The following is a 25435-nucleotide window of genomic DNA, read 5'->3' on the forward strand; positions in this document are numbered from 1 at the left end:
CATCCACGGGTGACACGCCCACGGGCCGGAGGGGACCGGTCCGCACCTTGCGAGGGGGATTCGATCAGCCATGGCCAATTTCTCGAAATCGAACGTGCCGCAGTTCTCGGTGGACGTCTACCAGAACGAGTACCTGCCGGAGGGCGGCCGTGAGGTCAACGCGATCGTCACGGTGACCGCGACCGGCGGCGGCACCGTCGGCACCGCGGTCACCGCACCGCATCTGTACGCGCCCGGACAGGGCCCGTCGGCCGCCGTGGCGATCATGGTGGACTGCTCCGGCTCGATGGACTACCCGCCGGCGAAGATGCGCAACGCGCGGGACGCCACCGCCGCCGCCGTCGACACCCTGCGCGACGGAGTGCGGTTCGCGGTGGTCGGCGGCACGCACATCGCCAAGGAGGTCTACCCGGGCGGCGGGCGGCTCGCGGTGGCCGACGCCACCACCCGTGCGCAGGCCAAGCAGGCGCTGCGCCGGCTCAGCGCGGGCGGCGGCACCGCGATCGGCACCTGGCTGCGGCTGGCCGACCGGCTGCTGTCCTCGGCCGAGGCCGGCATCCGGCACGGCATCCTGCTCACCGACGGCCGCAACGAGCACGAGTCGCCCCAGGAGCTCAAGGCCGCCCTCGACGACTGTGCCGGCCGGTTCACCTGTGACGCCCGTGGCGTGGGCACCGACTGGGAAGTGAAAGAAGTCACAGGGATCGCCTCCGCCCTGCTCGGCACCGCCGACATCGTCGCCGACCCGTCCGGTCTCGCCGCCGACTTCACGCAGATGATGGAGACGGCGATGGGCAAGGAGGTCGCGGACGTCGCGCTGCGCCTGTGGACCCCGGTCGGCACCACCATCAAGTTCGTCAAGCAGGTCGCGCCGACCGTCGAGCAGCTCACCGACCGCCGCACCGAGGCGGGCCCGCGCGCGGGCGACTACCCCACCGGTTCCTGGGGCGACGAGTCCCGCGACTACCACGTGTGCGTCGAGGTCCCGGCCGCCCACGTGGGCCAGGAGATGCTGGCCGCACGGGTCTCGCTGGTCGTGCCGCAGCCGGACGGTACGGTCCAGAACCTGGGGGCGCAGGGGCTCGTACGGGCCGTGTGGACGGACGACATGGCGGCCTCGACGTCCATCAATCCGCAGGTCGCGCACTACACGGGTCAGGCCGAACTGGCACAGGTCATCCAGCAGGGTCTGGACCTGCGTAAATCAGGTGATATGGATGGAGCGACGGCCAAACTGGGCCGTGCCGTCCAGCTCGCGAGCGTCTCGGGGAACGCAGATACTGCGAAACTGCTTGCGAAGGTGGTGGACGTGGTCGACGCCACGACAGGTACTGTGCGACTGAAGGCGAAGGTCGCGGAGGCCGACGAGATGACTCTCGAGACCCGGTCCACAAAGACTGTTCGTGTAAAGAAGTGACGTATAAGCGACCGAGCGACGTACCAAGCAATGAAGGAGAGGGGGACGCGCCGACATGCCGACCTGCCCGAACGGACACCAGTCGGGTTCCGACGACTGGTGCGAGGTCTGCGGTCACCGCATGGCCGGTGCCGTACCTCCGCCCCCGCCGCCCCCGCCCCCCACGAGCGGCTACGGTTTCCCGCCCCCGCAGAACACCCGGCCCGGCCACGAGCCGGAGCTCTGCCCGCAGTGCCGTACGCCCCGTGAGGGCGGTGCGCCGTTCTGCGAGGAGTGCCGGTGGAACTTCCTCACCAACACGGCGACCTCCTACACCCCGGCCGCCCCGCGCCCACCGGCCCCCGGCCCGGGTGGGCCCGGCGGTCCCGGTGGCCCCGGCGGGCGTTTCCAGGGGCCGCCGCCGTCCTTCGGCGGCAGCGACTCCTTCGACTACCAGAGCTCACGGCCCTCGCAGGTGAACCGGCCCGCCGAGCCGATCCCGCCCTTCGGCGGGGAGCCGGCCCGGCCCTCGGGTCCCGGGGGGACGGCCGGCGGCCCGGGCGCGTTCGGCCGCGAACCGTCGGGCCCCGGTGGTCAGGGCGGTCCGGGTGCGTACGGGCGTGAGCCCGGGGTCACGTCCCCCGGGCCCGGCGCGTTCGGGAACGCCCCCGGAGGTCCCGGGGCGTTCGGACGCGAGCCCGGCGGTCAGGGAGGTCAGGGAGGTCCGGGTGCGTTCGGACGCGAGCCCGGCGGTACGGCCGGCGACCCCGGGGCGTACGGGCGTGAGCCCGGGGTCACGTCCCCCGGGCCCGGCGCGTTCGGGAACGCCCCCGGTGGACCGGGTGCGTTCGGACGTGAACCGTCCGGTCCGCCCGGTCCCGGCGGTACGGCCGGTGGGCCCGGGGCGTTCGGGCGTGAGCCCTCCGGTCCCGGTGGCCGGCCCTCCGCCGACCCCTTCGGCCGTGAGCCGTCGGGTCCGCCCGCGGATCCCTTCCGGCGTGAACCCTCGGGCCCCGGCGGTCCCGGCGGCCCCTCCCCGTTCGGTGCCGACCCCTCGCGTCCCGGCCCGCCGCCCGGTCAGGGCGGTCCCGGTGGTCCCGGGATCCCGCAGGCCTTCCAGCCTCCCGGCCCGTCGGGCCGGACGGCGCCGCCCGGGTTCCCCCAGGAGACCGGCCGGCCGCAGCCCGGCGGCCAGGGCTTCGGCGGCGCCGACGACGACTGGGTGATCTCCCCGCCCGGTCAGGGCCAGGGCCCCGGCGGTCAGGGCGGCGGTGGCTACGGCTACCCGCAGCCCGGTTCCACGCAGGCACCGCCCCCGCCCGGCCCGGCGTTCCCGCAGCAGCCGGCGACCTGGACGGCGACCATCGGCCCGGACCGCGCGTACTTCATGGCGATGATGCACCGCTCCGGCCCGGAGGCGGCGGGGCTCAACCTGCCCGCGTACTCGCCCGAGCAGCAGCGCACGCTCACCGGCAACCAGGTCACCATCGGCCGCCGTCGGCACTCCACCGGCGAGACCCCCGACATCGACCTGTCGGTGCCGCCGGAGGACCCGGGCGTCTCGCACCAGCACGCGGTCCTGGTCCAGCAGCCGGACGGCACCTGGGCGGTCGTCGACCAGAACTCGACCAACGGCACGACGGTCAACGGCGGGGAGGAGCCGATCCAGCCGTTCGTCCCGGTACCGCTCCAGGACGGCGACCGGGTGCATGTGGGCGCCTGGACGACGATCACGGTCCGCCGGGGCTGAGCACGGCCCGCTCGTCGGGGGCCAGGGGGCGTCTCCCCGGTCTTCGAGGATCAGGGAGCGGCGTCCGGTGCGTGCTCTGGGGTCCCCCCGGCCGAAGGCTGGGGGAGTGCCGGGCATGAGCACCGGTACTGGGCGTACCCGGGCTCGTGCCCGGTGCGGCGAGTGGGGGTGCCCCCTCTGGGGGAGCGTGCCGGGCGTCGCGAGCCCTCGAAGACCGGGGAGAGCCCCCTAGGGTTCGACGAGCCGCGCCCCCGACGAGTCCGGCAGGGGCCAGGCGTACGGCCCCTCCGGTTCGTCCAGCCACGCCCAGGCCCGCCGTGCGCCGACCGTGACGCCGTAGCGCCGCCGGTCCGGCATGCCCTCGCGCTCCCAGAGGGCGTACGCCTCCTGCGGTTCGAGGCTGCCCCGGGTGAGCGCCAGCAGGAAGCGGAACAGGTCGCTCTCCCCGGCCCGCCGCGGCACCCCGCTCGGCACGGCCGGCTCGGGTGCGGGGCGGCTCGCCCCGCGCAGGGGCACGAAGTAGGCGGGGGTGTGCAGGAAGTGCCCCTCGGCGTGCACGGCGTCCCGTACCGTCAGCGCGACCAGGCCGGTGGCCAGCGGGGTCAGGACCAGCGCACCCGGCCGGCACTGGGCGATCCAGGCGCGCGGCACGGACGCGAGCCGGCAGGTCGCGATGATCCGGTCGAAGGGGGCGCGCTCCGGCACCCCGCGCGCGCCGTCCCCGGTGACGACGGTCGGGTGGTAGCCGGCCGCTTCGAGATGGCGGCGCGCGGACTCGGTGATCTCCGGGTCCAGGTCGACGGTGGTGACGTGGTCGTCGCCGAGCCGGTACGACAGCAGCGCCGCGTTGTAGCCCGTGCCCGCCCCGATCTCCAGCACCCGGTCGCCGGGCTCGACCCGCAGCTCGGCCAGCATCAGCGCCATCAGCGAGGGCTGGCTGCTGGAGGTGAGCAGCTCGCCGTCGCGCAGCCGGGTGGCCAGCGGGGTGTCCTCGTAGGCGCCGCGCACCCAGCGCTCACGGGTGCGCGGGTCGGGGCTCTCCCCCCAGCACCGCTCGAACCCGCCCGCGGCACCGCTGACGTAGTAGTACGGCACGAAGAGGTGGCGCGGGACCGCCCCGAACGCCTCGCGCCAGCCAGGATCGGCGGCGAAGGCCCCGCTCGCCTCGACGGCGCGCACCATCGCGGCCCGCGCCGAGGCGGCGAGGTCGTCGAGACCCCGGTCGAGCCCGAGCCCGCCCATGCGCCCACCCATGCCTGCGCCCATGCCTCCACTGTGCTGCGGAACGTGCGGGGAGGCGAGCGGCCGGGGCCTGGTCGGGGGGCGGACCGGGACCTCGTCGGGCGGTCCTAAGCCTTCCGTCCTCGGTCCCCCCGTCTGAGACCATGGGGAGGTGAAAGAGATTCGGCGCGGCACGCTTCAGGAGCAGACCTTCTACGAGCAGGTCGGTGGGGAGGAGACCTTCCGCCGGCTGGTGCACCGTTTCTACCAGGGCGTGGCCGGGGACCCGCTGCTCAAGCCCATGTACCCCGAGGAGGACCTGGGCCCCGCCGAGGAGCGCCTCGCGCTGTTCCTGATGCAGTACTGGGGCGGTCCGACGACGTACAGCGAGAACCGCGGCCACCCGCGGCTGCGGATGCGGCACGCCCCGTTCGTGGTCGACCGGGCGGCGCACGACGCCTGGCTGAAGCACATGCGGGACGCGGTCGACGAGCTCGGGCTCTCCGAGGAGCACGAGGAGACGCTGTGGAAGTACCTGACGTACGCCGCCGCGTCCATGGTGAACGCGGCCGACTGACGGTTCCCCTGCCGTAACCGGACAGAAATCCCGTAAGGGTATTGACGGGCTCCCGACCCGCTGTCATGGTTACCCCCATCGAGACATCAGATGTCTGACGTCAGATCTCCACCTCACGACTGTACGGTGGCTCCAGACCCGCACCCGCCCTCCGGAGGCCCAACGATGTCGCTCTCCGAAGACCTCGCCGAACGCCTGCTCAGCGAGATCATCGACGGCACCTACCCGCCGGACGCCGCACTCCCCCCGGAGGGCGAGCTCGCCGAACAGGCCTCCGTGAGCCGGCTCACCGTCCGCGAGGCCGTGAAGCAGCTGCGCGCACAGAACGTCGTACGGGTCGTACGGGGCCGTGGCACCTATGTGAACGCGCCGGACCGCTGGACCGCGCTGGAGCCGGTGGTGCGCGCCGCCTCCCACTCCTCCCACGCGTCGCTCTCCGAGCGGCTGATCGAGGCCCGCCGTCTGATCGAGAACGGCGCCACGGAGCTGGCCGCGCTCCGGCGGGGCGAGAGCGATCTCGCGGAGCTGCGCGAGCATCTCGCCACCATGCGGGAGGCCGCCGACGAGCACGACACCGAGAAGTTCGTGCAGGCCGACATCGACTTCCACGCCACCGTCATGCGGGCGACGGGCAACCTGTTCGTCCCCCTCCTCTTCGAACCCTTCGGCGCGCTCCTCGCCGAGGGCCGCCGTGAGACCTCCGCCGTCCCCCAGATCCGTGTCAACGCCATCGCCCACCATGAGCAGGTCCTGCGCGCCCTGGAGTCCGGCGACCCGGACAAGGCCCGCGAGGCGATGAACGCCCATATGCACCAGACGGCGACGGACTACCGCACCCACGTACAGAAGAAGCAGTCGTCCTGACCCAGCTGCGGGCACCCCCTCCCCCAGCCGCAGGCACCCCTCCCCCATCCCAGGAACCGCCATGTCCCTACCCCGCCATGCCCTCCCCGAGCCCGAAATACTGGCAGATATCCCCCAGGTGAGGACGGTCGACCCCGCCGAGGTGGCCGCCCGTCTGGCCACGGCCCCCCGTCTCGCCGTCCTCGACGACGACCCCACCGGCACCCAGACCGTCAAGGACATCCCGGTCCTCACCACCTGGACCACCGACGACCTGCGCTGGGCCCTGCGCCAGGACAGCCCCGCCTTCTTCGTCCTCACCAACACCCGCAGCCTCTCCCCCCAGGACGCCGCCACCCGCAACCGCGAGATCGCCCGCGCCCTGCACGAGGCCTCGCGGGCCGAGAACGTCCCGTACGTCATCGCCTCCCGCGGCGACTCCACCCTGCGCGGCCACTACCCCCTGGAGACGGACGTCCTCGCCGAGGAACTCGCCGCGACCGGCGCCGCCCCGGACGGAGTCGTCCTCGTCCCCGCCTACATCGAGGCGGGCCGGCTCACCGTCGACTCGGTCCACTGGATGCGCACCCCGGACGGCCTCCTGCCGGTCGGCGAGAGCGAGTTCGCCCGCGACGCCACCTTCGGCTACACCTCCTCCGCGCTGCCCGACTGGGTGGAGGAGAAGACCAAGGGCCGTGTCCCCGCCGACAAGGTCCTCCGTATCACCCTCGCCGACCTGCGCACCGGCGGCCCCGGCCGGGTCGCCGCACTGCTCGCCGGCCTCCACGACGGCGCCCCCGCGGTCGTCGACGCCGTCTGCGACGACGACCTGCGCGTCCTCGCCCTCGCCCTGGCCGAGGCGGAGGAGCGGGGCACCCGGCTGCTGCACCGGGTCGGCCCGTCCTTCGTCCGCGCCCGCGCCGGCCAGCCCGCCCACCCCCCGCTCACCGCCTGCGACCTCGCGCCCCTGCGCGCCGACGCCCCGCACGGGCTGATCGTGGTCGGCTCGCACGTGGGCCTCACCACCCGCCAGCTGGACCGGCTGCGCGAGACGACGACGGACCTCGCCGAGTTCGAACTCGACGTCACCCGGCTCCTCGACCCCGCCCGGCGCGACGCCCACGTCCGCGCGACCGCCGAGGCCGCCGCGACCGCGATGGCCACCGCCGACACGGTCGTCCGCACCACCCGCACGGTCGTCACCGCCACCGACCCGGACGAGAGCCTCGCCATCTCGCGCAGCGTCTCGGCCGCGCTGGTGGAGACGGTCCGGCTGATCACCGCGGCCCGCCGCCCCGCGTTCGTCGTCGCCAAGGGCGGCATCACCTCCAGCGACACCGCCACCGCCGGTCTGGAGATCCGCCGCGCCTGGGCGCGGGGCACCCTGCTGCCCGGCATCGTCTCGCTGTGGCAGCCCGTGGACGGCCCCGCCGCCGGCATCCCCTACATCGTGTTCGCGGGCAACGTCGGCGGCGACGACGCCCTCGCCGACGCGCTCACCCTGCTCAGGAGCGCCGCCCGATGCTGCTGACCGGCCCCGACGGCCTCACGGCCCTCACCGCCGCCCACGACCACGGCCGCGCGCTGCCCGGCTTCGTCGCCTACAACCTGGAGACCGTCCAGGGGATCGTCGCGGCGGCCGAGGCCCACCCCGGCCACCCGGTCCTGATCCAGGCCGGCTCCAGCCCCTTCCGGCACGCGGGCCGCGACCCCCTGATGCGGCTCGCCCTGGACGCGGCGGACGCCTCCTCCGCCCGCATCGGCGTCCACCTCGACCACAGCCGCGACCTCGACGAGATCACCGTCTGCCTGGAGGCCGGCTACACCTCCGTCATGGTCGACGGCTCCCACCTCCCCTTCGCCGAGAACATCGCCCTCACCCGCGAGGCGGTGCGCCGGGCCCGCGACCACGGCGCCTGGGTGGAGGCCGAGCTGGGCGCCCTGCCGGGGGACGAGGACGTCTCGACGAACGCGGCGGCCTGCGCGGCCGGGCTGACCGATCCGGCCCAGGCGGCGGAGTTCGTCGCCGCGACAGGGGCGGACGCGCTGGCGGTCGCGGTCGGCAACGTCCACGGCTTCACCACCGAGCCGACCCGCCTCGACCTGGACCGTCTGTCCGCGATCCACTCCGCGGTCCCCGTCCCCCTGGTCCTGCACGGCGCCAGCGGCGTCCCGCGGGCCCAGCTCCACGCGGCGCTCGCCCGGGGCGTCGCCAAGATCAACGTCAACGCGGAACTCCGGCGGGCGTACCTCGACGCGATGTCCGCGGCGCTTCCCTGCGCGCTTCCCGGTTCGGACGCGGTGAGCGTGTGGTCGGCGGGCCGCGCCGCGGTCGCTGAGGCAGCATCGCGAGTGATCAGCACGCTGGCCTGACAACGGCCGTCGTTCGTCTGCGGGCCGCCGTGGCCGATCGCGCAGTTCCCCGCGCCCCCAGAGGGTTGCGGTCGCCTGCCCTGAGATCCGCCGTAGCTGCGCCCACCCCCGGCCGGCACCAGCCAACCCGTACCCCCTCCGCCCCCTCCCCGGAAAGGCCCCACCCCCGATGACCCCCCGTCCCCGTACCGCAGTGATCGGTCTCGGTGCCATGGGCCTCCCCATGGCCACCCGCCTGGCCGCCCGTCTCCCCGTGACCGCCTACGACATCTCCCGCTCCCGCCTCGACCGGCTCGCGGCAGCGAACGGCACCCCCGCCCCCACCCCCGCCGACGCCGCCCGCCAGGCGGACGTCGTCCTGCTCGCCGTACGCGACCAGTCACAGGTCGACGCCGCGCTCTTCGGCGCGGACGGCGCCGCCGGGACCCTCCGCCCCGGCGCCGTCGTCGTCCTCACCAGCACCGTCGGCCCCGAGCCCGCCCGCGCCACCGCGGCCCGCCTCGCCGAGCAGGGCGTCCTCACCGTCGACGCCCCGGTCAGCGGCGGCCCGGTCCGCGCCGGCGCCGGCGATCTGCTGATCGTCGTGGGAGCCGAGGACAAGGCCCTCGACCTGGCCCGCCCGGTCCTGGAGCTGCTGGCCTCCACCCTCACCGTCGTGGGCGGAAACCCCGGTGACGGCCAGTCCCTCAAGGCGATCAACCAGCTCCTCGCCGGCGTCCACATCGCCGCCGCCGCCGAGGCGATCGCGCTGGCCCGGGGCCTCGGTCTCGACCCGGCCACCGTCGTGGAGAGCCTCCGGCACGGCGCCGCCGGCTCGTTCATGTTCGCCGACCGCGGCCCCCGCATGGTCGAGACGTACGCGAACGGCTCCGCCCCCGAGGTGAAGTCCCGTCTCGACATCTTCGTGAAGGACATGGGCATCGTCACCGGCATCGCGAAGGACGCCCATGTGCCCGTCCCGCTCGCCTCCGCCGCCCAGCAGCTCTACCTCCTCGGCGAGGCCGCCGGCCTGGCCGCCCACGACGACTCCTCGGTCGTCACCGTTCTCTCCCCCAAGGCCCCCGCCACCCCCGTCCCCTCCGAGGAGGGCATCAGATGAGCCACACCACTCTGCTCCTCATCGCCGCCGTCGGCGTCGCCACGCTGCTCCTGCTCATCCTGCGGGCCAAGGTGCAGCCGTTCGTCGCCCTGGTCGTCGTCTCCATCGGCGTCGCGCTGAGCGCCGGCGTCCCGGCCGCCGACCTGGTGAAGACCATCGAGGAGGGCATGGGCTCCACCCTCGGTCACATCGCCACGATCATCGCCCTGGGCGCGATGATCGGCCGGATCATCGAACTCTCCGGCGGCGCGGCGTCCTTCGCCCACTCCCTCATCGACCGCTTCGGCTCCAAGCGCACCCCGCTCGCGCTCACCGTCGCCGGTTTCGTCCTCGGCATCCCGGTCTTCTTCGAGGTCGGCCTGATCATCCTGATGCCGATCGCGTACGGCGTCGCCCGCGCGTCCCGCAAGCCGCTCCTCGGCTACGCCCTCCCGATGGGCGCGGCGATGCTCACCGTGCACGCCTTCCTGCCGCCGCATCCCGGCGCGGTCGCCGTCACCCAGGCGATCGGCGCCGACCAGGGGCTGGTCCTGCTGCTGGGCATCCCGGTCACCGCGGTCGTGATCCTCCTCGGCTACCTGATCTCGCGCCGGATGACCCGCCGCGAGTACCCGATGGACCCGGCGGTGTACGCGGAGGTCTACGGCGAGGAGCCCACCGGCGGTCCGGCTCCGACGGCCCCCTCGGTGCCCGCGGCGGACGACGGGCACGGCACCGCCGTCCTCACCCGGCCCGCTCCCGCCACGACCACCGAGGCAGCCCCGGCCGCCCCCTCCTTCGGCATGGTCCTGGCCCTGATCGTCACCCCGATCCTGCTGATCCTGGCCGGCACCCTGGGCCAGAACCTCCTCGCCGAGGGCTCCACGCTCCGCGCGGTCCTCACCGTCCTCGGCGCCCCGATGGTGGCCCTGCTGATCGACGTGGCGCTCTGCGCGTACCTGCTCGGCGCCCGCCGCGGCTGGGACCGTACGCGCATCGCGAACGTCATGGGCTCCGCGCTCCCCACCGTCGCCATGGTGATCCTGGTGGCGGGCGCGGGCGGGGTCTTCGGCAAGGTGCTGGTGGCCAGCGGCATCGGCGACGCGATCGCCGACGTCCTGGACCGGACCGGCCTGCCCGCGCTCTTCCTGGCCTTCCTCACCGCGCTCGCCCTGCGCGCCGCCCAGGGCTCGACGACGGTGGCGCTGATCACGACGGCGGGCATCCTCACCCCGCTGCTCCAGCGCGCCGACCTGTCGACCGGCCAGCTCTCCCTGGTCGCGCTGGCGATGGGCGCGGGCGGTCTCGCCGTATCGCACATCAACGACGCGGGCTACTGGATGTTCACCCGGCTGGCCGGCCTGGACGTGGCCTCCGGACTGCGCACCTGGACGGTCCTGACGACCACGATGGGCGTCATCGGCTTCGGTCTGACGGCCGCGCTGTGGCCCCTGGTGTGACCGGGGCGCCGGACGTCAGCGGACGCTGACGTCCAGGGTCCCGAGCGAACCCGCACGCCGTACCGCGATCGAGCCGTACGGCGTGCGCAGGCGCAGCCAGGACCCGAGCGAGAGCAGCGCCAGGTCGCGGTCCCCGGTCGAGGGGCGCAGGAAGCCCAGGGACTGGGCCGCGTGCACGGCCCGTACCGGAAGGGCGGTGTCGCCGACCGTCCGGGACCAGATCTCCCGTCCGATCCGGTCGAGCGCGGCGCGGGTACGGCCTTCGGGGGCGAGTTCCTCGGTACGGCCCCGGAACTCGGCGACGGCCGCGCCGACCAGCGCCCGCAGCGCGTCGGGCGCCGGGAGTCCGGGCTCGGCGCGCCAGCCGCCGCGCGGCGGCAGGACACCGGCCCACGGCGGCCCGGTGACGGCGGGCGGCACGGCGGCCGTGGCCGCGGTCTCGTCCACCGTCTCCAGCAGCTGCCCCGCGGACACGGTGGCGTCCAGGGTGACGTCGAGGCCGTCCTCGTACGGCTTGGCGAGGCGTACGGCACGGATCGCGAGCACCTCGAAGGAGGGCGGCCGGCCGAACACGGCGAGTGCCGTCCCGGCCGCCTGGAGGCGCACTGCGGCTCCACGGTCGTAGTGGAGCAGCCGGGAGAGGAAGGCCGCGAGGTCCGCCGCCTCCCCCTCGTCGGCGAGGTGGAGCACCGTCATGCGGCGACGGCCTCCTCGGCGTCGTCGCGGTACTCGTTCAGGAACTCGCGTTCCTCCGCCGTGATCCGGCGCGGTCGCTGTGCCGCGAAGTCGAACGGCACGATGACCGTCGACGCGGTGACGTAGACCTGGTCGCCGTCCTTCACCTCGTAGGTGAGGGTGAAGGACGCCGCCCTTATCTCCGTGACCCACAGCTCGATGTCCACGGGCGAGTGCCGGTGGACGAGCTGGCGCTTGTAGTCGATCTCGTGGCGCGCCACCACGGACCCCTGCTGGAAGTCCTTCTCCGGGCGGAACAGGAAGTCGATGCGGGCCTCCTCCAGATAGCGGAGGAACACCACGTTGTTGACGTGGCCGTACGCGTCCATGTCCGCCCAGCGCAGCGGGCAGCGGTAGATGTGCCGCAAGATCGATCAGCCCCGGGTCAGCTTCTTGTAGGTGGCGCGGTGCGGACGTGCGGCGTCCGCGCCCAGCCGCTCGATCTTGTTCTTCTCGTAGGACTCGAAGTTGCCCTCGAACCAGAACCACTTGGACTCGCCCTCGTAGGCGAGGATGTGGGTGGCGACCCGGTCGAGGAACCACCGGTCGTGGGAGACGACCACGGCGGCACCCGGGAACTCGAGCAGCGCGTTCTCCAGGGAGGACAGGGTCTCGACGTCGAGGTCGTTGGTCGGCTCGTCGAGGAGCAGCAGGTTGCCGCCCTGCTTGAGGGTGAGCGCGAGGTTCAGGCGGTTGCGCTCACCGCCGGAGAGCACGCCGGCCGGCTTCTGCTGGTCGGGGCCCTTGAAGCCGAAGGCGGAGACGTACGCCCGCGAGGGCATCTCGACCTGGCCGACGTTGATGTAGTCGAGCTCGTCGCTGACGACGGCCCACAGCGACTTCTTCGGGTCGATGTTCTCGCGGCTCTGGTCGACGTACGAGATCTTGACGGTCTCGCCGACCTTGATGCTGCCGGAGTCCGGGGTCTCGAGGCCCTGGATCATCTTGAAGAGCGTGGTCTTGCCGGCGCCGTTCGGGCCGATGACGCCGACGATGCCGTTACGCGGCAGCGTGAAACTCAGGTCGTCGATGAGGACCTTCTCCCCGAAGGCCTTGGAGAGGTTGCTGACCTCGACGACGATGGAACCGAGCCGCGGGCCCGGCGGGATCTGGATCTCCTCGAAGTCCAGCTTCCGCATCTTGTCGGCCTCGGCCGCCATCTCCTCGTACCGGGCGAGACGGGCCTTGGACTTGGCCTGACGCCCCTTGGCGTTGGACCGCACCCACTCCAGCTCTTCCTTGAGCCGCTTGGCGCGCTTGGCGTCCTTCTGCCCCTCGACCTTGAGACGGGTCGCCTTGGTGTCGAGGTAGGTGGAGTAGTTGCCCTCGTAGGGGTGGGCGCGACCGCGGTCGAGCTCCAGGATCCACTCGGCGACGTTGTCGAGGAAGTACCGGTCGTGGGTGACGGCGACGACGGTGCCGGGGTACTTGGCGAGGTGCTGCTCCAGCCACTGCACGGACTCGGCGTCCAGGTGGTTGGTCGGCTCGTCGAGGAGCAGCAGGTCGGGGGCCTCCAGCAGCAGCTTGCACAGCGCGACGCGGCGGCGCTCACCACCGGAGAGGTTGGTGACGGGCCAGTCGCCGGGCGGGCAGCCCAGGGCGTCCATGGCCTGCTCCAGCTGGGTGTCCAGGTCCCACGCGTTCGCGTGGTCCAGGTCCTCCTGCAGCTTGCCCATCTCGTCGAGCAGCGCGTCGGAGTAGTCGGTCGCCATCAGCTCGGCGACCTCGTTGAACCGCTTGAGCTTGCCCATGACCTCGGCGGCGCCGTCCTGCACGTTCTCCAGGACGGTCTTGGACTCGTCGAGCGGCGGCTCCTGGAGCAGCATGCCGACGGTGTATCCGGGCGACAGGAACGCGTCACCGTTGGAGGGCTGCTCGAGCCCCGCCATGATCTTCAGAACGGTGGACTTACCGGCGCCGTTCGGGCCGACCACACCGATCTTCGCGCCGGGCAGGAAGCTCAGCGTTACGTCGTCAAGGATGACCTTGTCGCCGTGTGCCTTGCGCGTCTTGCGCATGGTGTAGATGTACTCAGCCAAGAGAAACCGTCCGGCAGCTTGAAATCTGGCAGTGGGCAGATACACCCCATCTTGCCGGACGGCTACCCCTGGGGGGAAACCCGTTCGGGCGGGGGACGCTGACCTGGGGTTTCGGGGTTGACGGCTGAGGGTGGTCTGTCGCCTTCGCCGCGGGCGGCGACTTGGGCGCGTGCTCGCATCCCGACGGTCAGGTGGCCCTGGTGTCGTCCGTCCGCTCGCCCTCCGCCTGGGACGGCTCGGTCCTGGGGACGTCGGGGTGCTGCTCCACGGCCGCCCTCTCGGCCGGTTCGTCACGCTCGCCCTCGGCCTGGGAGGGGGTGCGGGAGTACAGATAGCGGTCGTAATCCGAGGCTCCGGTCTTCATGGCGGGCCTCCCTTGTCTGCTCACCTCCTATGGTCCTCCTTCGCTCGCGGCCAGGGCGAGTGCGGGGTGCGGCGGGGGCACGGGGCAGCACCTCAGGGATGATCCTGAAGGCGTGTCCGGGCTGATGGGCGTGACCGTGTGTCGGCCCTCGCCCACCGGCGGTCGGTGCGTGCAAACCCGTTCGGCCGGGGGCCGGCCGGGTGGTCTCGGGCGGGACGGGGTCCGTCGGCCTCGTTCCGTCCTCTCAGGTGCCCGTGCCGTCGGTGGGCGGCAGGAGTGCGGCCAGTTCGGTGCCGTCCGGGCGGTGGACCGCCTCGGCCGCCTCGCGCAGCACGGCTCGCTCGACGTCGTCCGTGGTGGCGATGAGACGGATCACCACGCCGTCCTCGGGCACCGCGTATTCATGGCTGCCACCTGACGTGCGGTACCAGGCGTCGCCGTCGCGCTCACAGGTGACCTTCCCGTCCGACGCCTCGCCCAGCGGCTGCTCGGGGCAGTTCTCCGCCGTCAGCGTGCCGTGCCCCGCGAAGAGGCCGAACTTGGCGGCACCCTGCTCGGACCGATACGCGGCGGCGAACTCGTCCTCGTACGCGCCGACCGACGCCTGGAACACGGTGTAGCCGGAGACCTCGGTGACATAGACGAGCTCGGGCGCGACGCCCCAGCCGCGCGCGGCGGCGTCCAGGCCGGCGGCCGTGCCGCTCTCCTTGTCCGCGTCACATCCGGTGAGGAGAACGGGCAGCAGGAGAAGGGGGAGCAGCGCACGCGCGGGTCTCAACATGCGCGCATCCTTTCGCATGCACATGCCACAAGCGCAACGGATTTCCGTCGCTACGGCCGGCCGGACAGGAATGGCAGGGAAGGCATCGCGGGCATGGGAGGCATCGCGGGCATGGCAGGCATGGGGAACCTGTAGGGGAAGGGGTGGTTGTGGGGTCTGTGGGGCTTGTGGTGGTTGTGCTCCTTGCAGTGCTTGGTGTGCTTGATGGTGGTGGGGTCGGTGGCGGTGTGCGTCGTGCTGTCGCCGCCCCCGGTGGCCGTGACGGTGTCGACCCCGTGCTCCGTCCTGCAGTTGCACGGCACGTCGGCGACGAGCGTGATCGGCGGGTAGACGGCCCCGGCGGCTAGGACGTCACTGCGCGTGCAGGTGAGGGTGGCCACGGAGCAGGTCCAGCCGGTGCCCGAGATGCTCGCGGCCGTCAGCCCGTCGGGGAGGACGTCCTCGACGGTGACCGTGCTGCCGTCGGTGGGGCCGGGCCCGTCGTTGCCGACCGTGATGGTGTACGTGCCCTGCTGCCCCGCCGTGAAGTCCCCTTCGTGCGTCTTCTTGACCGTCAGGGACGGCTTTCGGGGGCACAGGGCGGCCGGGTTGCTCGTCGCGGCCTGGTTGCCCGTCCAGCTGTTCGCCGTCCCGGCCGTGCCGGTGCCGGTGGTGAGGTCCTCGCAGTCGTAGGTCGCGCTGCCCTGCAGCACGTTGCCGGTGACCGTGTTGCCGCCGTTGCCGCCCTCGTCCTCGATGAGGACGCCGTCGTGCCCGCTGCCGGTCACGCTGTTGTCCGAGACGGTGGAATTCGTGAGTGAATTCGGGCCTGCGGAAATGCCGTCGCGCGTGACGTTCTGAATGGTGTTGTCGCTGATCTGAACCTGATCGCTCGGCACGTCGACGAAGGTCTCCGAGCGAATTCCCTCATTGCTTCCCTGGATGTTGTTGCGCAGAACCTGGAGCCCGTGGTTGTCGTCGCCGATGAAGATCGCGGCTCCGGTGTTGCCGACGGCCTGGTTGTCGGTCACCAGGCTGTCGTTCGAGCGGAAGATGTTCAGGAGCGCCGCGTCCTGGTGCGAGACATTGTGATGGATGTTGACCCGCACGGTGTTCTGGTACTTGTCGAGGGTGATCGCGCCGTTCTTGTTCTGGAAGAAGGCGTTGTTGTCGATCAGCGCGTTGTCCAGGCCCTGGTCGGAGTAGATGCCGTTACCGGCTGCCGGCTGAACCCCGAATCCCGTGTTGTTCAGGCGAATGCAGTTGTTCGCGACCTCGGACTGTGTCGCGCCACTCGTGTTGTAGTACATCCCCGCCGGGTTGCCCTGGATCACGTTGCTCGTGACCAGGTAGCCGGAGTGACCGACGACCGTGTTGATGCCGTAGCCGCCGAAGGTGGAGCCCTGGTTGTTCTGAACCGTGAAGCCCCGGAACTGGATGTTGTCCTCTCGCAGGTTCACGATCCCCTCACCGATGGGATTCGTGGCCTCGATGATGGAATCGACCGCCGGATCGGGTTCCGCGAACTGATCACAGTTCACCGGGAGAGTGGTCTCGCCCTCGAGCGTGATATCCGGCTTGGTGACGTTGACGATTTCGCTGTAGGTGCCGGGGCAGACGTGGACCGTGTCACCCGCAACCGCCGCGGTCAAGGCGGCCCCGATCGAGGTGTAGGTGGATCCCGGGCAGTTCGCCGTCGGCCCGACGGCGGAGACGATGAGCGTGGACGCGGCATAGCTGGGTGCAGCCGGCAGTGCCGCGGCCACCGCCGCGACCGCCGGCAAAAAGGCATACGCCTTTCTCATTTCCTCACCTGTTTCATCCTGCGATGCAACCTCTGCGATACAACCTGGCGAGGAACATTCCGAGCTCACGTTCGATGGAATCAAAAACACAGGGGGACGACTCGAACGCTCGGAAAAAATCACACTATTGAACCATCTCCCCCGTGCCGTCGCCTCGTTGCGCCCACCTCCGTTCAGGCGGGGGCCAGGAGGTTCATCAGGGTGAGTCCGGCCGGGTCGACGACGGCTGTGATGCGGGTGATCCGGGCGGCGGTGACCGTGAACGTGCGGACCGAGAGCGGGGTGCCGTCCTCCTGCCAGGAGACGACTCCGGGGAGGCCGCCCACCAGCGCCTCCCGGCCTCGTACGGATGCGCCCGCGGCGACCTTGGTGGCGCCGAGGGTGACGACCGCTCCGGCGGGAGTGTCGACGGTCAGTCCCACCTCGGGGTCGAGCAGCCGCAGCAGTTCCTCGAAGTCGCCGCGGCGGGCATCTTGGTGGCGCCGGTGGTCCTGCCGAGAATCCGGCCGATCTCCTCCGAGGAGGAGCGCGCGGCCCTCTCCCTGTTCGACGAGGGGCAGTTGGGCGCGATCATCCTGGAGATCTCGCTGACCAACTTCTTCAACCGGATCAACCGCACGATCCGGGAACAGGCCGGCAAGAGCTGGTGAGCCGGGGCCACCGGTCGGGGATTGGCCCGCGACCCCGGTGGAACGCGGCTGGCAGACTGCGGCTCCCGTGCTGTGCCGTGCTGTGAGGAGGAGCCGTGCAGGTCGCCGTGGTCACCTTTGACGGGTTCAACGAGCTCGACAGCTTCATCGCCTCCGCGTTGATCAACCGGTGCCGGAAGGACGGGCTGGAGGCGTTCATCACCACGCCGACGCCCGTGGTCACCTCGATGAACGGTGTCGAGGTGAGCGGGCAGCGGCCGTTGGAGTTCGTGACCGAGGCCGATGTCGTGCTGATCGGCAGCGGGATCAAGGCGCGGAAGGTGGCCGCCGACGACCGGCTGCTCTCCCGGCTGCCGGTCGATCCCGCGCGCCAGCTGGTCGGTGCGCAGTGCTCGGGCGCGCTGGTGCTCGCCCGGCTCGGGCTGCTGGACGGGACGCCCGCCTGCACGGACCGCCAGAGCCGGCCGTTCGTCGAGGCCTGCGGGGTCACCGTGCTGGACGTGCCGTTCCACGCCGAGGGGAACATCGCCACCGCCGGCGGCTGTCTGGCCTCGCAGTACCTCGCCACCTGGGTGATCGACAGGACGGTCGGCGAGGATGCCGCACGGGGCGTCCTCGACTACGTCGCCCCCGTCGGGGAGAACGCGCGGACCGTGGAGCGCGCCCTGCGTGCCGTCCGTAGCGGAGAGGCCGCCGCGCTGCGCTGACGTCCGGCCGTCAGCGGGGCCGCCCGCCCCGGTCCTCCCTCAGGCGTTCTCCTTGCGGCCCGCCAGCACCAGGGCCGTGCCGCCGATCACCACCAGGCCGATGGCCGTGCCCGCGATGATCGGGGTGGCGCTGGAGCCGCCCGTCTCGGCGAGGTTGGTGTCGGTCGCGGTGGTGCCGCCGACGGTGGCCGGGCTGGGGTCGCTGAGGGTCTGGGTGGTCACGTTCGCGGTCTCGGCGGTGCGGGTCTGACAGTCCAAAAGGCCGGTGAAGCGGGTCTCGGCGCCCCGGAGGCCGGTGATCGTGAAGTCGTAGGGCTGGTCCTCCTGGAGCGGGATCGTCACCGTCCGGGTGGCGCCCGCCGGGATGGCGTGCTCGGCGTCCATCAGCTCGAAGGTGAAGGCCGCGTCGCCCTGGTTGGCCACGGTGATGTCCACACCGCTCTTGGCGCAGTTCTTCGCCGCGGACAGGGCCGGTACGGCGCCCTGCTCCGCCCAGGTCGCGCTCGCCGTCGCCGACACGGTCGACTCGCTGGAGCCGGCCAGGATCTGCGTCTGGCTGCGGCTCTCGGAGGTGAAGGCGCGGCCGACGGGGATGGTCGTGGAGGCCTGGACCGTGAGTTCTGCGGAGCCGGGCTCGGTGTCGGCGGGCACGTCGAAGAACAGCCGGCTGCCGTTCTTCGCGGTCGTGACCGGCTTGCCGTCCTGGCCGACGATGCGCACCCCGGTGATACCGGCGTCCAGTGGCGGCGTGACCGTCACCGCGCTCGCGTCGGTGCGCACGGTCACCGGCCCGATGGGCTCGCCGGGGTGGCCCGAGACGGCCGGCGCGTCGAGGGTCAGGGACGCCTCCGGCTCGGCCGTGTCACGGGCGGCCTTCTGGAGGTAGTCCGCGAGCTGTTCGGCCTGCGGGTCGACGGCGTCCACGTCCGCGCCGTCCGAGTAGCGCCAGATCGCCACCTGGGTGCCCGCCGCCGCGTCCTGCTCGGTGAGTCCCCCGGCGATGCCGGCCTTCGTCGCCAGTGAGGCCAGATCGTTGACCTGGGGGTAGGAGTTCTGCAGGATCCAGCGGATCCTGCCCGCGTCGTCGTTGGCGCCCAGCGAGGTGCCGCTCCACGGCGTCTCGTGGTACTTCGCGTCCCGCTGGGTGGGGTTGTGCAGGTCGACGCAGTACGTCTGGAGGGTGCCGCCGCCGTCGACGGACATCTCGAACAGGCCCGCCGAGATCTCCTGGTCCCCGCCGTCGTCGTGGAGGACCGCGGCGCCGTACGTCTTGAGGCCGCCCATGGTGGCGGTGGCTCCGCCCGGGGTCTGCGTGGTCTCGTCCGCGGCGGCCGGGCTCGCGGCGGCGATCATGCCTGCGGCGGCGACGAGTCCACTGACCAGCGTCGACGCGGCAAGGCGGGCAGCGCCGCGCGTGCGCGCGAACGGCGCGGAGAACGAAGAAATCAACGTAATTCCCCTTCGAGCAGGACTCGTTGACCTGGGGGTACGGTCCCGCCAGAAGCATCAGAAGCCCCGTGAGCCACGATCGGCATCCTAGAGACGCCCGCGCACCCGGTTTCCCGGTCATGTCATCGGATGGGTGATCCGAATCGGAATCGTTATCCCCAAGATCGCCAACAGGCGTGCTGCGAGCGGCGCTTGTCGACAAATCCACCGGGCAGCGCCGATGGATCCGCCGACGAGCCGCCCACCCGTCAACTCGGGGCACCGCCCGGCGTCACGTCAGCCGGCTTCGCGTCACCCGATCTCATGTCGCCGCCACCGCCTCACGCGGCTGTTGGGCTTCCGCCCCGCCGGGGTCCGTCGCCGGTGCGGGTGTCTCCCAGTCGGGTTCGGGCTGTGCGGGGGCGCCGACGGCGGCCGGTTCGGGCCTGGCCGAGCGCCGGAAGGCCGAGGTGCCGCGGGCGATGTCATGGCCGATCGAGACCGCGTCGATGTCGGCCGAGGTCCAGTTCTGCTGCCCTTCCCGCGTCTCCGTGCGCACCTTGAGCCGGCCCTGCACGATCACCGGATCGCCGACGTTCAGCGACGCCGCCGTGTTCACGGCCAGCTGCCGGTTGGCCCACACCGTGAAGAAGTTGGTGTGCCCGTCGACCCAGGTGCCCTTCTCGCGGTCCCAGTAGCGCGCGGTCACCGCCAGCCGGAACCGTGCCGACGGCCCCGCCGCGAGCTCCCGGTAGACCGGCTGCGTCGCCACGTTCCCCACCGCGCACACGATCGTCTCGTTCATGTCCCGAACCCCTCCCGTCGCCCGGCCGTCCCGCCGGGCGGACACGCGTACGGGCCCGTCCCGTACGGCTGCCTCGCCGCGCCGACCGCGTCCGTCGCGATCGCCGCACCGCCAGACTGCCGCCGCCGGACCGAGCCCGCAGCGCCCTGTGGACCACCGCCCGTCTGTGGACAACTCCGCCACCCGGACGAGTGAGCCAGGCAGATCCAGATGTGGATCACTCCCCGCTCAGCGCACCCCCGCCCCCACCACCCTCCCGTACTGCTCCCGTACCTCCCGGTACCGCAGCAGCTCCGCCGCCAGGGGATCCAGGACCCGGGCCCGGCCGCAGCCGGCGGCTGCCTCCCGCAGTCGGCGTTCCGCGTCCTGCCCGTACCGCCGGGCCGGGCCCCGGGCCGCCAGCCGGCAGCTCCACTCCACCAGCGGACCACCGACGATCCCGGCCACCATCAGCAGCACCGGCACCCCCAGGTTCGGGTCCATGACCCCGGCGATCTGCCCCACCAGCCACAGCCCGCCGACGACCTGAAGCAGCGTCATGGCCGCCTGCGCCAGCACCGCCACCGGCCACCACCCCGGCCGCGGTGGCCGTCCGGGCGGCAGTCCGGCCCGTGCCGCCAGCTCGTCCAGCGCCTCGGGCAACCCCTGGGAGCCGCGTACGGACGCCTCCCGCACCGCCTGCGCCCAGGGCGCGGGCAGCCCGGCGGAGGCCCGTTCGGACACCGTGCGCACCGCCTGCTCGACCCGCTGGCGGGCCGTGGCCTCCTCGTCGGCCTGGGCGCGGGCCGGGAGCCGCCCGGTGACCGGGTCCCCGCCGGACTGGCACCAGCGCCACAGCCGCAGCCACGGCGTCCCACAGGCCCGGCCCGCGTTGCGCAACCAGGCCCGTTCGGCCGCCTCGCCCGCCGCGGTGGCGCCCACCGCGTCCGCGAGCCGGTCGGAGAACTCCTCCCGCGCCTCCTCGCTCAGCCCGGTGCGCAGCCCGGTGACGTAGACGGGCCGCAGCCGGGCCGCGGCGGCGTCCACGTCGGCCGAGACCCGGCGGCCCGCCGCACCGCGCTCGGTGACGAACTGGCCGAGCAACTCGCGCAGTTCGCCCACCCCGTCCCCGGTGAGCGCGGACATGGCAAGGACGGTGGCGCCCGGTTCGCCGTACTCGCCGAGGGCGATGCCGTCCTCGTCGAGGAGCCGGCGCAGATCGTCTAGGACCAGTTCGGCGGCCTCGCCGGGCAGCCGGTCGACCTGGTTGAGGACGACGAACATCACCTCGGCGTGCCCCGCCAGGGGCCGCAGATACCGCTCGTGGAGCATGGCGTCCGCGTATTTCTCGGGGTCCACCACCCACACGACCGCGTCGACCAGCTTCAGGATGCGGTCGACCTGTTCGCGGTGCTGTACGGCGGCGGAGTCGTGGTCGGGCAGGTCGATCAGGACGAGCCCGCGCAGCTGGGCCTCCGCCTCCGGGCTCTGCACCGGGCGCCGGCGCAGCCGGCCCGGGATGCCGAGGCGGTCGATGAGGCTCGCGGCGCCGTCGCTCCAGCTGCACGCGATGGGCGCGGCGGTCGTCGGGCGCCGTACGCCGGTCTCGGAGATGGGCACCCCGGCGAGGGTGTTGAAGAGCTGGGACTTGCCGCTGCCGGTGGCGCCGGCGAGGGCGACGACGGTGTGCTGCCCGGAGAGCTTGCGCCGCGCCGCCGCCTCGTCGAGCACGTGGCCGGCCTCGGCGAGGGTCCTGTTGTCGAGACGGGTGCGGGACAGGCCCACGAGTTCGCGCAGCGCGTCGAGCCGGGACCGCAGGGGGCCGTCGTAGACGGGCGGGCCCGCGGCCGGTGCGGCGCCGGGGCGGATCCCCGCCGCGGCGGCCTGCTCGCCGCCCACGCCCTCGTTCACCCGGCGCGCGATGAGACCGTCGTCCCAGGCGCCGATCGCTTCGGCGACGGGGTCGTCCTCGTCGGCGCCACCGGCCTGCGCGCGCGACGCGGCCCGCTCGGGGGCGCCCTCGGAGGCGTCCTGCGACCCGCCCCGCCCACCGTCCTCGGGCCCCTTGTCGTCGCGGTCGGCCGCGTGGGCGGTGCGTTCCGAGCGATCCGAGCGATCCGTGTGGTCCGTGTGGTCCGAGCGATCCGTGTGGTCCTCGTCAGTGACGGCGGTCACCGGTCACCTCTCCTTCTGCAGTACGGACAGCGCGGCGATGAGTTCGGCCTGGGGCTCGGCGTGGACGTCGAGTCCGTCGAGAGGGGCGAGGCGGCGCTCGCGTTCGGCGTGCAGAACGCGGTCGAGGTGTTCGGTGAGCAGCCGTCCGCCGCGGTCGCGCAGCCGCAGCGCCCCGTGTGCGCCGAGCCGTTCGGCGAGGCCCTCGCCCGCGGTGCGGGCCCGGCGGCCGCCCAGCAGGGCGGTGGCGACGAGGGCCGCGACCGCCTCGGGGTCCGGTGCGGCGCCGCGTTCCAGAGCGCGTACCTCGTCCTCCGCGCACTCCTCCAGCTCGCGCCGCCACCGCCGTACGGCCATGCCGATGCGGTGTTCGGCGTGTTCCGGGGTGGACTCTGCGTCCGTCAGGGCCGGTGCGGCGGAGGCGGGTTCGCGGCGCCAGGCCTCGTCGACCCGTTCGTCGGCGGCGGTGACGGCGCACAGCAGGAGGGCGGCCAGGCTCTCCGCGAGGGCGTCGAGGAGCTCGCCCGCGGTGCAGTCCAGGGGGAAGGCCCGCCAGCGTTTGAGCGCGTCCCCGGCGAGGACGGCGCCGTTCTGCAGACGGCCCCGCACGCGCGCGTACTCGCTGTCGTACGCCTTCTCCACGGCCGTGGTGAGCCGCAGGGCGGCGGCGTACTGAGCGGCGGCGGCGCCGGCGAGTTCCGGCATCCGCGACTTCAGGGAGTCGAGGACGCCGTGGGCGGTGCGGGCGAGGACGTGGTGGCGGGCGCCCGGGTCCTGGGCGTGGTGGACGAGCCAGGCCCGCAGCGGGGCCACGGCGGTGGCCGGGAGCAGCCCGCCGCCCCAGGCGGACTCGGGGAGTTCGGGGACGGTGAAGCGGGGGACGTCACCGAGGCCGGCCTTGGTGAGCAGGGCGCCGTACTGCCGGGACACCTCGGCGACGACCTGGTGGGGGACGCGGTCCAGGACGGTGACGAGGGTGGCGTCGTACTCCTTGGCGGTGCGCAGCAGATGCCAGGGCACGGCATCGGCGTAGCGGGCGGCCGTGGTGACCATCACCCAGATGTCGGCGGCGCAGATCAGTTCGGCGGCGAGGGCGCGGTTGTCGGCGATGAGGGAGTCGATGTCGGGGGCGTCGAGGAGGGCGAGGCCGGGCGGGAGGGTCTCGGCGGTCTCGATGCGCAGGACGCGCCGCCCGTCCTCGCCGGGCAGCAACAGGTCGTCCGTGGGCTCCTGATGGGGCACCCACACACGCGTGAGGCCGGGCAGGACGCGCATGCCGCTGAACCAGTGATGGTCCTCCGGATGGCAGACCAGCACCGGGGTCCGGGTCGTCGGCCGCAGCACGCCCGCCTCGCTGACGCGCCGTCCGACCAGGGAGTTGACGAGGGTGGACTTGCCCGCACCGGTGGAGCCGCCGATGACGGCCAGGAGTGGTGCTTCGGGCTGTCTGAGTCGGGGCACCAAGTAGTCGTCGAGCTGGGCGAGCAGTTCGTCGCGGTTGGCACGCGCGCGTGGCGCGCCCGCCAGGGGCAGCGGGTAGCGTGCGGCGGCGACACGGTCGCGCAGGGCGGAGAGTGCGTCGAGCAGTTGAGGCCGTACGTCCAAGGTCACCACATGCGAAGAATGCCCAATTTTAGGGGATTTATGAAGCATATAGGCATGTCTGCGCGCCGATAGGACACAAGGGACGGAAGGGGCGACTGGGACACAGGCACAGCCCAGGCATAACGAGTGCACAACACCCGGGTTGCGAGACGCCAAAAGCGATGCACGATTCGCACCTGCCTGCGATTATCAGGACCGCTTCACCGAACCTCCACATTGAGCCACGGAGGCGAAGCAACCGGGACAAGGAACCGGGAGCCCTATCCTTGTCCCCGGCAACGTCACGGATCGCCCCACACCCGGGCAGCACGTACGAGGCCACCCCATCCGGCCCCCGTAGCTCAGTGGATAGAGCAGGCGCCTTCTAAGCGCTTGGCCGCAGGTTCGAGTCCTGCCGGGGGCGCAAGTCTCCGCCCTCCCCCCGGGAGGGCTTTTTTCACGCCGTTCGGGCGTCTGCCGTCACCGCCAGCGCCGCCGGATGGACGCCGTCCACCGTGAGGTCCGTCAGGGTCGTGCGCGGGTGATCGGCGAGTGCGTCCGGCCAGGTCAGTACCGCCGGGGCGGCGTGGGGGCCGGACAGTTCGAGTTCCCGCAGCGGCGCGCGCAGGCCCACGCCGAGCGCCTTGAGCACCGCTTCCTTCCGTGTCCAGGTCCGCAGGAAGGCGGGGCCCCGCTCGTCCGGGGGGAGGGAGTACAGGGCGGCCGACTCGCGGGGGGAGAGTGCCGTACGGGCCGCGGCGTCGACGTCGAGGGCGGTGCCGGCCTCCTCGACGTCCAGGCCCACCCGCGCGCCCCGGCACACGGCCACCCCGACGACGTCGCCGCTGTGGGTGACCGAGAAGTCGTACTCCGCGGGGACCGCCAGCCGGGGCTTGCCGTGCGGTCCGCCGCAGGTCGGGCAGACGCGCCGCAGGGGTACGTCCTCGGGGGGTACGCCGAGCAGCTCGCCCAGGAGCCTGCGGCTCAGCGCGCAGCCGACGAGGAAGCGGTTCCGGGAGGCGGGGGCCACCGTCGCCGCCCAGCGGGCGCGCTCCACGGGGTCGAGCGTGTCCAGCAGTTCCTCGTGGGCGTCGGCCGAGCGCGCCCACGAGACCTGCACGGAATGCATGACGGCGACGGGGACGATGGAGAAGAGCTAGTGCACGGCGCGCAGCATGCGCGTCACGTTGATCTTCGTCGGCGAAAGGCCCAGCTCCACGCTCTGCATCATCCGCTCGCCGTTCAGCCGGCCGTACGCGAGCAGGTCGACGTTCGCCAGGCTGAATTCGGGCCAGGTGTGAATGCTGAGATGCGAGGCGGAAAGCAGGAGAATGGCGGTCACGGCGCCGTTCGGGAAAACGTGCGACGCCTCACCGAGTACCGTGGCGTTTCCCTTTTCGGCGGCCGTGCGCAGCACCTGGAGGAGGCGCTCCTCGTCGGTCAGGATGCTGTGGTCGCTCACCCATACGTCGACGGCATAAGAGCACAGATCGTCGACGTTTATGCCCTCGGTGGCGAGGTCGGTGGAGTTGGTCATGGGGAACCGGGGGTGAGGAACCGCTGCCCCCGTCTCCTTTCAGATAGATCAGCGCTGGTCCGCGCGGCTGAAGAGGAAGGTCGCGAGGCCGGTTACTGGCGCTCGGTCGGGCCAAGCCTAGCATCCGGGGCGCTATGGGGCTCGCGAGCGCGTCCCGTCAAGGGGGCGGGAA

General features: G+C 72.4%; 24 protein-coding genes and 1 tRNA gene. 11 read left to right on the plus strand and 14 right to left on the minus strand.

The window, feature by feature from the left end; translation table 11 throughout:
- Positions 1-70 precede the first annotated feature (70 nt).
- The gene (locus tag ACYQ8Q_RS16855) at positions 71-1417 is read left to right on the plus strand and encodes a vWA domain-containing protein (RefSeq protein WP_460065759.1); all 1347 of its coding nucleotides are present in this window, start codon (positions 71-73) and stop codon (positions 1415-1417) included.
- Between the two features lie 55 nt (positions 1418-1472).
- The gene (locus ACYQ8Q_RS16860) at positions 1473-3146 is read left to right on the plus strand and encodes an FHA domain-containing protein (protein WP_460065761.1); all 1674 of its coding nucleotides are present in this window, start codon (positions 1473-1475) and stop codon (positions 3144-3146) included.
- A gap of 228 nt (positions 3147-3374) precedes the next feature.
- Here the strand turns inward: ACYQ8Q_RS16860 and ACYQ8Q_RS16865 are convergent, their stop codons facing one another.
- Positions 3375-4388, minus strand: coding sequence for a methyltransferase domain-containing protein (locus ACYQ8Q_RS16865; RefSeq protein ID WP_460073351.1), 1014 nt, complete (start codon positions 4386-4388; stop codon positions 3375-3377).
- Between the two features lie 151 nt (positions 4389-4539).
- Here ACYQ8Q_RS16865 and ACYQ8Q_RS16870 point away from each other — a divergent pair, with 151 nt between their 5' ends.
- From ACYQ8Q_RS16870 to ACYQ8Q_RS16895, 6 genes are all read left to right on the plus strand, one after another.
- Positions 4540-4944 carry a globin gene (locus ACYQ8Q_RS16870; protein ID WP_460065763.1) on the plus strand — a complete coding sequence of 135 codons (405 nt, stop codon included), beginning with the start codon at positions 4540-4542 and terminating at the stop codon, positions 4942-4944.
- A 165-nt stretch (positions 4945-5109) separates the two neighbouring features.
- Positions 5110-5808: a FadR/GntR family transcriptional regulator gene (locus tag ACYQ8Q_RS16875; protein WP_460065764.1), complete on the plus strand. Its 699-nt coding sequence runs from the start codon at positions 5110-5112 to the stop codon at positions 5806-5808.
- Positions 5809-5869: 61 nt separating this feature from the next.
- A complete protein-coding gene (locus tag ACYQ8Q_RS16880) occupies positions 5870-7318 on the plus strand; it encodes a four-carbon acid sugar kinase family protein (protein ID WP_460065765.1) in 1449 nt (482 codons plus the stop codon).
- Complete coding sequence (locus tag ACYQ8Q_RS16885; RefSeq protein ID WP_460065766.1) at positions 7309-8160, plus strand: class II fructose-bisphosphate aldolase; 852 nt, start codon at positions 7309-7311, stop codon at positions 8158-8160. Before ACYQ8Q_RS16880 ends, ACYQ8Q_RS16885 begins: the two co-directional genes overlap by 10 nt.
- 169 nt (positions 8161-8329) lie before the next feature.
- The gene (locus tag ACYQ8Q_RS16890) at positions 8330-9259 is read left to right on the plus strand and encodes an NAD(P)-dependent oxidoreductase (protein WP_460065768.1); all 930 of its coding nucleotides are present in this window, start codon (positions 8330-8332) and stop codon (positions 9257-9259) included.
- Positions 9256-10698: a GntT/GntP/DsdX family permease gene (locus ACYQ8Q_RS16895; protein WP_460065769.1), complete on the plus strand. Its 1443-nt coding sequence runs from the start codon at positions 9256-9258 to the stop codon at positions 10696-10698. The genes ACYQ8Q_RS16890 and ACYQ8Q_RS16895 overlap by 4 nt, the downstream gene beginning before the upstream one ends.
- Before the next feature lie 15 nt (positions 10699-10713).
- On the opposite strand, the gene ACYQ8Q_RS16900 is transcribed toward ACYQ8Q_RS16895, so the two are convergent.
- The 7 genes from ACYQ8Q_RS16900 to ACYQ8Q_RS16930 form a co-directional block, all read right to left on the minus strand.
- Complete coding sequence (locus tag ACYQ8Q_RS16900) at positions 10714-11394, minus strand: hypothetical protein (RefSeq protein ID WP_460065771.1); 681 nt, start codon at positions 11392-11394, stop codon at positions 10714-10716.
- On the minus strand, positions 11391-11801 hold the full coding sequence (locus ACYQ8Q_RS16905; RefSeq protein ID WP_460065774.1) for an acyl-CoA thioesterase: 411 nt from the start codon (positions 11799-11801) through the stop codon (positions 11391-11393). Before ACYQ8Q_RS16905 ends, ACYQ8Q_RS16900 begins: the two co-directional genes overlap by 4 nt.
- A gap of 6 nt (positions 11802-11807) precedes the next feature.
- Entirely contained in the window at positions 11808-13472 is a 1665-nt protein-coding gene (ettA, locus tag ACYQ8Q_RS16910) for an energy-dependent translational throttle protein EttA (RefSeq protein WP_460065775.1), read from the minus strand.
- 187 nt (positions 13473-13659) lie between these two features.
- Positions 13660-13836 (minus strand): hypothetical protein, encoded by a 177-nt coding sequence (locus ACYQ8Q_RS16915; RefSeq protein ID WP_460065776.1) that lies wholly within the window; start codon positions 13834-13836, stop codon positions 13660-13662.
- Positions 13837-14080: 244 nt separating this feature from the next.
- Complete coding sequence (locus ACYQ8Q_RS16920) at positions 14081-14617, minus strand: hypothetical protein (RefSeq protein WP_460065778.1); 537 nt, start codon at positions 14615-14617, stop codon at positions 14081-14083.
- A gap of 50 nt (positions 14618-14667) precedes the next feature.
- Positions 14668-16470: a right-handed parallel beta-helix repeat-containing protein gene (locus ACYQ8Q_RS16925; RefSeq protein ID WP_460065779.1), complete on the minus strand. Its 1803-nt coding sequence runs from the start codon at positions 16468-16470 to the stop codon at positions 14668-14670.
- A 104-nt stretch (positions 16471-16574) separates the two neighbouring features.
- On the minus strand, positions 16575-16823 hold the full coding sequence (locus tag ACYQ8Q_RS16930) for a hypothetical protein (protein WP_460065780.1): 249 nt from the start codon (positions 16821-16823) through the stop codon (positions 16575-16577).
- A 63-nt stretch (positions 16824-16886) separates the two neighbouring features.
- Here ACYQ8Q_RS16930 and ACYQ8Q_RS16935 point away from each other — a divergent pair, with 63 nt between their 5' ends.
- Both ACYQ8Q_RS16935 and ACYQ8Q_RS16940 read left to right on the plus strand, forming a co-directional pair.
- Complete coding sequence (locus ACYQ8Q_RS16935) at positions 16887-17051, plus strand: hypothetical protein (RefSeq protein WP_460065781.1); 165 nt, start codon at positions 16887-16889, stop codon at positions 17049-17051.
- 95 nt (positions 17052-17146) lie between these two features.
- Positions 17147-17758, plus strand: coding sequence for a DJ-1/PfpI family protein (locus ACYQ8Q_RS16940; RefSeq protein ID WP_460065782.1), 612 nt, complete (start codon positions 17147-17149; stop codon positions 17756-17758).
- A 39-nt stretch (positions 17759-17797) separates the two neighbouring features.
- On the opposite strand, the gene ACYQ8Q_RS16945 is transcribed toward ACYQ8Q_RS16940, so the two are convergent.
- The 4 genes from ACYQ8Q_RS16945 to ACYQ8Q_RS16960 form a co-directional block, all read right to left on the minus strand.
- Positions 17798-19207 (minus strand): TQXA domain-containing protein, encoded by a 1410-nt coding sequence (locus tag ACYQ8Q_RS16945; protein ID WP_460065784.1) that lies wholly within the window; start codon positions 19205-19207, stop codon positions 17798-17800.
- Positions 19208-19508: 301 nt separating this feature from the next.
- Positions 19509-19991, minus strand: a complete 483-nt coding sequence (locus ACYQ8Q_RS16950) for a single-stranded DNA-binding protein (RefSeq protein ID WP_460065786.1) — start codon at positions 19989-19991, stop codon at positions 19509-19511.
- A gap of 228 nt (positions 19992-20219) precedes the next feature.
- Complete coding sequence (locus ACYQ8Q_RS16955) at positions 20220-22145, minus strand: YfjP family GTPase (RefSeq protein WP_460065788.1); 1926 nt, start codon at positions 22143-22145, stop codon at positions 20220-20222.
- A 3-nt stretch (positions 22146-22148) separates the two neighbouring features.
- On the minus strand, positions 22149-23756 hold the full coding sequence (locus ACYQ8Q_RS16960) for a dynamin family protein (RefSeq protein WP_460065790.1): 1608 nt from the start codon (positions 23754-23756) through the stop codon (positions 22149-22151).
- A 321-nt stretch (positions 23757-24077) separates the two neighbouring features.
- On the opposite strand from ACYQ8Q_RS16960, the gene ACYQ8Q_RS16965 reads away from it, so the two are divergent.
- A tRNA-Arg gene (locus ACYQ8Q_RS16965) sits at positions 24078-24150 on the plus strand.
- 33 nt (positions 24151-24183) lie between these two features.
- On the opposite strand, the gene ACYQ8Q_RS16970 is transcribed toward ACYQ8Q_RS16965, so the two are convergent.
- Both ACYQ8Q_RS16970 and ACYQ8Q_RS16975 read right to left on the minus strand, forming a co-directional pair.
- Positions 24184-24855, minus strand: coding sequence for a 4'-phosphopantetheinyl transferase family protein (locus ACYQ8Q_RS16970; protein WP_460065793.1), 672 nt, complete (start codon positions 24853-24855; stop codon positions 24184-24186).
- Between the two features lie 27 nt (positions 24856-24882).
- Positions 24883-25263 (minus strand): S-adenosylmethionine decarboxylase family protein, encoded by a 381-nt coding sequence (locus ACYQ8Q_RS16975; protein ID WP_055639048.1) that lies wholly within the window; start codon positions 25261-25263, stop codon positions 24883-24885.
- Positions 25264-25435 lie beyond the last annotated feature (172 nt).

It is taken from the genome of Streptomyces sp. YKOK-I1 (assembly GCF_054660435.1).

Excerpts from the sequence above, each read along its gene's own strand:
- ACYQ8Q_RS16895 (WP_460065769.1), top strand. The coding sequence starts at position 9,256 with ATGAGCCACACCACTCTGCTCCTCATCGCCGCCGTCGGCGTCGCCACG.
- ACYQ8Q_RS16950 (WP_460065786.1), bottom strand. The coding sequence starts at position 19,991 with ATGAACGAGACGATCGTGTGCGCGGTGGGGAACGTGGCGACGCAGCCG.
- ACYQ8Q_RS16970 (WP_460065793.1), bottom strand. The coding sequence starts at position 24,855 with ATGCATTCCGTGCAGGTCTCGTGGGCGCGCTCGGCCGACGCCCACGAG.
- ACYQ8Q_RS16875 (WP_460065764.1), top strand. The coding sequence starts at position 5,110 with ATGTCGCTCTCCGAAGACCTCGCCGAACGCCTGCTCAGCGAGATCATC.
- ACYQ8Q_RS16920 (WP_460065778.1), bottom strand. The coding sequence starts at position 14,617 with ATGTTGAGACCCGCGCGTGCGCTGCTCCCCCTTCTCCTGCTGCCCGTT.
- ACYQ8Q_RS16865 (WP_460073351.1), bottom strand. The coding sequence starts at position 4,388 with ATGGGCGGGCTCGGGCTCGACCGGGGTCTCGACGACCTCGCCGCCTCG.
- ACYQ8Q_RS16900 (WP_460065771.1), bottom strand. The coding sequence starts at position 11,394 with ATGACGGTGCTCCACCTCGCCGACGAGGGGGAGGCGGCGGACCTCGCG.
- ACYQ8Q_RS16880 (WP_460065765.1), top strand. The coding sequence starts at position 5,870 with ATGTCCCTACCCCGCCATGCCCTCCCCGAGCCCGAAATACTGGCAGAT.
- ACYQ8Q_RS16855 (WP_460065759.1), top strand. The coding sequence starts at position 71 with ATGGCCAATTTCTCGAAATCGAACGTGCCGCAGTTCTCGGTGGACGTC.
- ACYQ8Q_RS16860 (WP_460065761.1), top strand. The coding sequence starts at position 1,473 with ATGCCGACCTGCCCGAACGGACACCAGTCGGGTTCCGACGACTGGTGC.
- ACYQ8Q_RS16890 (WP_460065768.1), top strand. The coding sequence starts at position 8,330 with ATGACCCCCCGTCCCCGTACCGCAGTGATCGGTCTCGGTGCCATGGGC.
- ACYQ8Q_RS16975 (WP_055639048.1), bottom strand. The coding sequence starts at position 25,263 with ATGACCAACTCCACCGACCTCGCCACCGAGGGCATAAACGTCGACGAT.
- ACYQ8Q_RS16915 (WP_460065776.1), bottom strand. The coding sequence starts at position 13,836 with ATGAAGACCGGAGCCTCGGATTACGACCGCTATCTGTACTCCCGCACC.
- ACYQ8Q_RS16885 (WP_460065766.1), top strand. The coding sequence starts at position 7,309 with ATGCTGCTGACCGGCCCCGACGGCCTCACGGCCCTCACCGCCGCCCAC.